At 72.6% G+C, this 6141-nt stretch carries 4 protein-coding genes; all 4 read right to left on the bottom strand.

All coding sequences use genetic code 11. From position 1 onward, the window contains the following. Positions 1-1532, bottom strand: a 1532-nt coding sequence (locus tag BFF77_RS21180) for a potassium channel family protein (RefSeq protein ID WP_066952302.1), incomplete at its 3' end; no start/stop codon positions are given. 262 nt (positions 1533-1794) lie between these two features. Further along, a complete protein-coding gene (locus BFF77_RS21175; RefSeq protein WP_066952300.1) occupies positions 1795-2955 on the bottom strand; it encodes an NAD-dependent formate dehydrogenase in 1161 nt (386 codons plus the stop codon). Positions 2956-3056: 101 nt separating this feature from the next. Further along, on the bottom strand, positions 3057-4034 hold the full coding sequence (locus tag BFF77_RS21170; protein ID WP_066952298.1) for a LysR family transcriptional regulator: 978 nt from the start codon (positions 4032-4034) through the stop codon (positions 3057-3059). Between the two features lie 42 nt (positions 4035-4076). Continuing rightward, positions 4077-6047 (bottom strand): ABC transporter permease, encoded by a 1971-nt coding sequence (locus BFF77_RS21165; RefSeq protein ID WP_066952296.1) that lies wholly within the window; start codon positions 6045-6047, stop codon positions 4077-4079. Between the last annotated feature and the right edge of the window lie 94 nt (positions 6048-6141).

Genomic DNA, 6141 nt, shown 5'->3' with positions numbered 1-6141 from the left:
CTACGGGTGAGGGCGCCCGGGTGGGCGGCGCGCAGGGTGCGGTAGACGGCGGTCGCGAAGTCGTCGTCGTACACCCGCAGCGCCACCCGCAGCCCGGGCGCGACGGAGCGCGCGTACAGCGCCGCTTCGAGATTGGTGGTGTCGGCGCTGGTCAGGGCGAGCAACGCGTGCGCCCGCTGGATCTTGGCCGTCTCCAGCACGCCTTCCTGGGTCACGTCGCCGAGGACGACCGGCACCCGCAGGCTGCGGGCGAGGGCGATGCCCCGCGCGTCCGGGTCCTCCTCCACGCAGACGACGGGGATGCCCAGCTCACGCAGCCGCACCAGCACCCGGCTGCCGATCTTGCCGAGCCCGAGCAGCACCACATGGCCGGAGATACCACGCGGCGGACGGCGCAGCGCGGAGGCCGTGCGGAACGTTCCCAGGGCTTCCAGCACCGCCGCGATCACCACGGGCAGCAGCAGAAGTCCCGCGGCCCCGGAGAGGAGTTGGAGTATCTGCCGGGCCGCCGGCTCGCCGACCGCCGGATCCCCTATGGCCAGGAGATCGAGCAGCGTCAGATAGGTCGCGCGCAGCGGATGGACACCGGTGAGGACCCAGAAGGCCACGGCCAGGGCGAGTACGGCCATCAGGATCCCGGCGAAGGACCAGCGCACCCGCCGGGAGAACAGCGAGCCCAGCGGCGCGCCGCGGCCGGCGAGCCGACGCGCCGGCAGATCGGGGCCCGCGTGGGACACCGCCTCCAGGACCACCGTGCCCCGTCCGGTGGCGGCGGCGGCGCTGGCGTCGTCGGGCAGCAGCCGCGGCCCTTCCTGACCGCTGTTGTCCGAACCCTCCGCGCCCGCGGGGTCGTTGGTCGTGGCGGAGAGCAGGGCGAGGGTGCACAGCCCCGGGTCGGCCACCTCGCCGGGACCCGGCGGAGTGCGTTCCACGGCCCGGAGCAGCAGACCGTCGGCCCTGACGACCTTGCTGGTGCCCGCGACGGCGGTGGCGGCCAGCGCGGGCGCCGCGGTGTCCGCGTCCGAGAGGACCGTGGTGGACGCGTCGAGGGCGGCCGTGTCCAGACCGGGTACGGCGACGGCGGCGGCCTGGTCGAGCAGCGCTTCCAGATGCTGGCCGAGTTTGCGGTTGTAGAGCCGGATGACAAGCCGCAGTTGGGGATTGAGCCGGCGGGCGGCGAGCGCGGCCCGGATGTTGATCTCGTCGTCCCCGTGGACCAGCGCGAGCGCCGCCGCCTCCCGTACGCCCGCGTCCACGAGGACCTCCTCGTCGAGGTCCAGCGCCTCGACGACACGCGCCGCTTCGGCCCTCCCGGTCCCGCCGCCCGCCGCCCCGGGCGGGGCCGGAACCGTACGGCCCACCGCCGCCGACATCCTCCCGATGAAGGCGGACGCCCTGCCGGGCGCCACGAGCGGGGTGGCCGGAAGGTGGGCGCGCGCGGGAGGCACGACCAGCGTGACCTGCTCGCCGTAGACATCCCGCAGCTCCCCGGCGAGCCGCTGGGCCAGGGTGTCGTCACCGCAGACGACCATGTGGCCCGCCGGCGAGCCGAGTTGGACCTGATGAGGAAGGGACACGGTCACATTGTGCTGGTTCCTCGCGGGGGTCCGCCGAGTCCGGGTCCCGGCCGGCCGGTTCGTCCTCGACACCGCACCACCGCCGGCCCCGCACCGCCGGGCGCGCCTGCCTGCCCCGCACCGCACGGCGGGGACCGGCGGCCCGCACACGGCCGCCGGCCCCCGCCGGAACGCACGTGGGCCGCCACCGCACAGCGGCCCCACAGGAGGTGAGGCGTCAGCTCGTCACGGAGTAGGAGTGCGCTCCGACTCCCGCGAGCGCCCCCTTGTCCACGATCAGATACTCGTCGCGCAGCGGAGTCCCCGCGAAGAACGACTCCAGGATCTCCCGCGTGCCCGCCGCGTACCGCGCCTGCGCCGAGAGCGAGGAGCCCGAGATGTGCGGCGTCATGCCGTGGTGCGGCATCGTCCGCCACGGGTGGTCGGCCGGCGCGGGCTGCGGGTACCACACGTCGCCCGCGTACCCGGCGAGCTGTCCGCTGCGCAGGGCGCGGTCGATCGCGTCACGGTCGGCGATCTTCGCGCGCGCGGTGTTGATCAGGTACGCGCCGCGCTTCATCGTCGCGATCAGCTCGTCGCCGAAGAGGCCCTCCGTCTCGGGGTGGAGCGGAGCGTTGATGGTGACGACATCGCAGTGCGGCACCATCGCGGCGGCGCTCTCGTGCCAGGTGAGCCCCAGCTCCTCCTCCACCGACTCGGGCAGCCGGTGCCGGTCGGTGTAGTGCAGGCCGACGTCGAAGGGCGCGAGCCGGCGCAGCACGGCGAGCCCGATACGGCCCGCGGCCACCGTGCCGACCTGCATGCCCTCCAGGTCGTAGGAGCGGGCGACACAGTCGGCGATGTTCCAGCCGCCGTCCAGGACCCACTTGTACGAGGGCAGGTAGTTGCGTACGAGCGACAGCGTCATCATCACCACGTGCTCGGCGACGCTGATGCTGTTGCAGTAGGTGACCTCGGCGACGGTGATGCCCCTGGCGATGGCGGCGTCGAGGTCGACATGGTCGGAGCCGATACCCGCCGTGACGGCCAGCTTCAGGTTCTTGGCCCTGGCGATCCGCTCGGCCGTCAGATAGGCGGGCCAGAACGGCTGGGAGATGACGACGTCGGCGTCGACCAGCTCCTGGTCGAAGACCGAACCCTCCCGGTCCTTGTCCGAGGTGACGACCAGGGTGTGCCCCTGGGACTCCAGGTAGGAGCGCAGACCCAGCTCACCGGAGACACTTCCCAGCAGGTGGCCGGGGGTGAAGTCGATGCCCTGGGGGGTGGGGGTGGTCTGCCCGCCGGGGTAGTGGTCGATCTTCGGGAGGTCGTCCCGGGCGTAGGTCTTGGGGTATCCGTCGACCGGGTCGTCGTACAGCACGCACAGCACCTTTGCCATGACTGCGGCTCCTCATCGATTGCTGCGGGAAGGTGCTTCCACCCTCCTCCGAGCCGTGACCATGGTCAAAATGAACCTGTCTATGTCGGGATAGAGCCCGGCTATCCCACCGCTGTCCCGGTGCCGTCCACGCGCTGTTCCGGCAGGTCGGCGGGGTACAGATAGGTGTCGAGGAGGTCGTCGAGCGCCTCCCGTACGCCCGCCTCCCTGGCGATTTCCAGCAGTGCTCTGGCCAGTACGGGTTCGGGGCTGCGGTCGGCGATGACCAGACCGACCCGGGGGCCGTGCGCCGGATGTGTCACCGGGACCACCCGCATACCGTCGGGGACGCCGAACATGTGGAGCCAGGCGTGGGAGATCACGCTGGACCACCGTCCGGCCGTGAGATGCGCGTACAGGGCGGCGACGGAGTCGGTCTCGATCCCCGGGACCACGGCGGTCACCCCGTCCGCGGCGAAGTACTCGTCCATGATCAGGCGGTTGCGCATCTGCGGGGAGAGCAGACACAGCGGCAGTTCGGCGATCTCCGCCCACCGTGCGCTCAGCCGTCCCTTCATCGGGCCGTCGTGCGGGGTGAGCAGCAGATAGCGCTCCTCGTAGAGCGGCGTCCTGCGTACCTGGCCGAGGCTCTCGTCGTCCAGATAGGTGAGCGCGATGTCCAGCTCGAACTCGGCCAGACGCTGGGTGATGTCCCGTGAGGAGAGCGAGGCGAGCGAGACACGCGCCTGGGGGTGCCGCTCCACGAACGGTGTGGTGAGCAGCGAGGCGGCGGTGAGCGCGGTGGGTATGGCGCCCATCCGCAGCGTGCCGGCGAGTCCGCCGCGCATCGCCGACAGCTCGTGGCGCAGCGCGTCGCGTTCGGCGAGGATCCGGTGTGCCCAGAGCAGCACCCGCTCGCCCTCGGGCGTGAGTCCCTCGAAGCGCCGGCCCCGGCGCACGATGGGTACGTCCAGCTCGTTCTCGAGCTTTCTGATCGCGGCGGACAGCGAGGGCTGGGAGACGTAGCAGGCCGCCGCCGCGCGAGCGAAGTGCCGTTCCCTGGCGAGGGCCACCAGGTACTCCAACTGACGCAGCAACATCGCTCGCTCCCTGCTCTCCGGGACCGTTCCCGGGGACGTTTCTCACATGGCGACGAGAGTCACCTCGGTGGCCTTGACACTGGTCCATACGGGTACGCCGTCGGCCAGGCCGAGTTCGGCGGCGGCCTCGGGCGTGATCTCGGCGACCAGGTCCGGTGCCTCGTCAGAAGTGATCAGAACACGCAGCCGGCTGCCGAGGGCGGTGATCTCCCTGACCGTTCCCGGCCAGATGTTGCGGGGGCTGCCCGCGGGCCGGTTCCGGTGGACGGAGACGGCCTCCGGCGCGATGACCGCCAGCACGGCCGTGCCGTGGGCCGGCGGCTCGGCGACGATCAGCCGTCCGCCCGCGGCCAGTTCGAGCCCGCCGGGGCCGAACGTGCCCGGCCAGGCGTTGCGGCCGAGCATCCTGGCCACCCAGGGCGAGCGCGGACGGCGGGTCACCTCGGCGGGTGAGGCGTCCTGGAGGGCCAGTCCCTCGTCCAGTACGAGGACCCGGTCGGCCAGTGAGATCGCCTCGACCGGATCGTGGGTGACGAGCAGACAGACGCCGCCGAAGCCGTCGAGATGGCCGCGCAGGGTGTGCCGTACCCGGGCACGCGTGGTCTGGTCGAGAGCGGCCAGCGGCTCGTCCAGGAGGAGCAGCCGGGGGCTGGCGGCGAGCGCGCGGGCCAGCGCGATCCGCTGTGCCTGGCCGCCGGAGACCTGGTGCGGCTTGCGCCGGGCGAGATGGCCGACACCGAGCCGGTCGAGCCACTGCTGGGCGACGCGCCGGGCCTCGGCCCGCCGCATGCCGTGGGCGCGCAGTCCGTACGCGGTGTTGGCGAGCGCGCTGAGATGCGGGAAGAGGGCGCCGTTCTGCGGGACCCAGGCGACACCGCGGCGGTGCGGCGGCAGCGAGGTGACATCGAGGTCGCCGAGGCGGAGCCGGGCATGGGCGCGCGGGGTGAGACCGAGGAGGGCGCGCAGCAGGGTGGTCTTGCCCGCTCCGTTGGGTCCGACGACGGCGATGGTGGTGCCGGGCTCGGCGTCGAGGGTGAGCCGGTTGAAGCCGGTGACCTCGGCGTGCAGCCGCCACCGCTCGTGCCGTTCCCGCGAGGGGGGAGGTCCGGGGGCCGCCGCGGCGCCGGCGTCCCGGTCCGGTGGCAGTGCCGGCCCCGGTGGCACCGCCGGTTCTTCGGAGACCTGGCCGGGACGGGGTGCGCGGTCGACGGCACCGGTCGTCCACCGTCCGCGCAGGGCGACCAGGACGGCCATGGCGATGGCGAGCAGGAGCAGCGAGACGGAGGTCGCGGCCTCCGGCGAGTTCTGGAGCAGCAGATACACCTGGAGCGGCAGGGTCTGGGTGGTGCCGGGAAGATTGCCCGCGAAGGTGATCGTGGCACCGAACTCACCGAGCGCGCGGGCCCAGGTCAGCGCGGCGCCGGCGGCCAGACCGGGAGCCACCATGGGCAGTGTGACGGTACGGAACACCCGTACCGGCGAGGCGCCCAGCGAGGCGGCGGTCTCCTCGTAGGCGGGCCGCAGCCCGGCGAGGGCACCTTCGAGGCTGATGACGAGGAACGGCATCGCCACGAAGGTCGAGGCGACGACGGCGCCCGAGGTGTGGAACGGCAGGGTGAGCCCGAAGCTCTCCTCCAGCCAGGGGCCGAGCAGCCCGCGCCGTCCGAAGCCCAGCAGCAGGGCGACACCGCCGACGGTGGGAGGCAGCACCATCGGCAGCAGGACCAGTGTGCGCACCAGCGTCTTGCCCGGGAACCGCACCCGGGCCAGCAGCCAGGCCAGCGGCACGCCGAGCACCAGGGAGAGCCCGAGCGAGGAGAAGGAGACCAGCAGCGACAGCCTCAGTGCCTGGACCACCTCAGGACTGGTGAGATGCGTGGCCAGTTCGCCCCAGGAGGTACGCGCGAGGATCCCGATCAGCGGCAGCAGCAGAAAGGCGATCGCGAGCAGCGCGGGCACCGCCAGCGCGACCGGGGCGCCGGGACTGCGGGTGCGGGTGCGGGAGCTACTCATCCGGTTCCTGGACTGAGAGGTCGGCGGACTTCGGGGGCGGGGGGCTTTTCGAAGGGCTTCGGAGGACTTTGAGATCGGCGGGGCGGTGCGACGG

This window comes from Streptomyces lushanensis (assembly GCF_001700515.1).
In the GTDB taxonomy this organism is placed as follows: Bacteria; Actinomycetota; Actinomycetes; order Streptomycetales; family Streptomycetaceae; genus Streptomyces; species Streptomyces lushanensis.
Note: the sequence above shows the minus strand (reverse complement) of the source record. Positions and strands in the feature narration are given on the sequence as shown.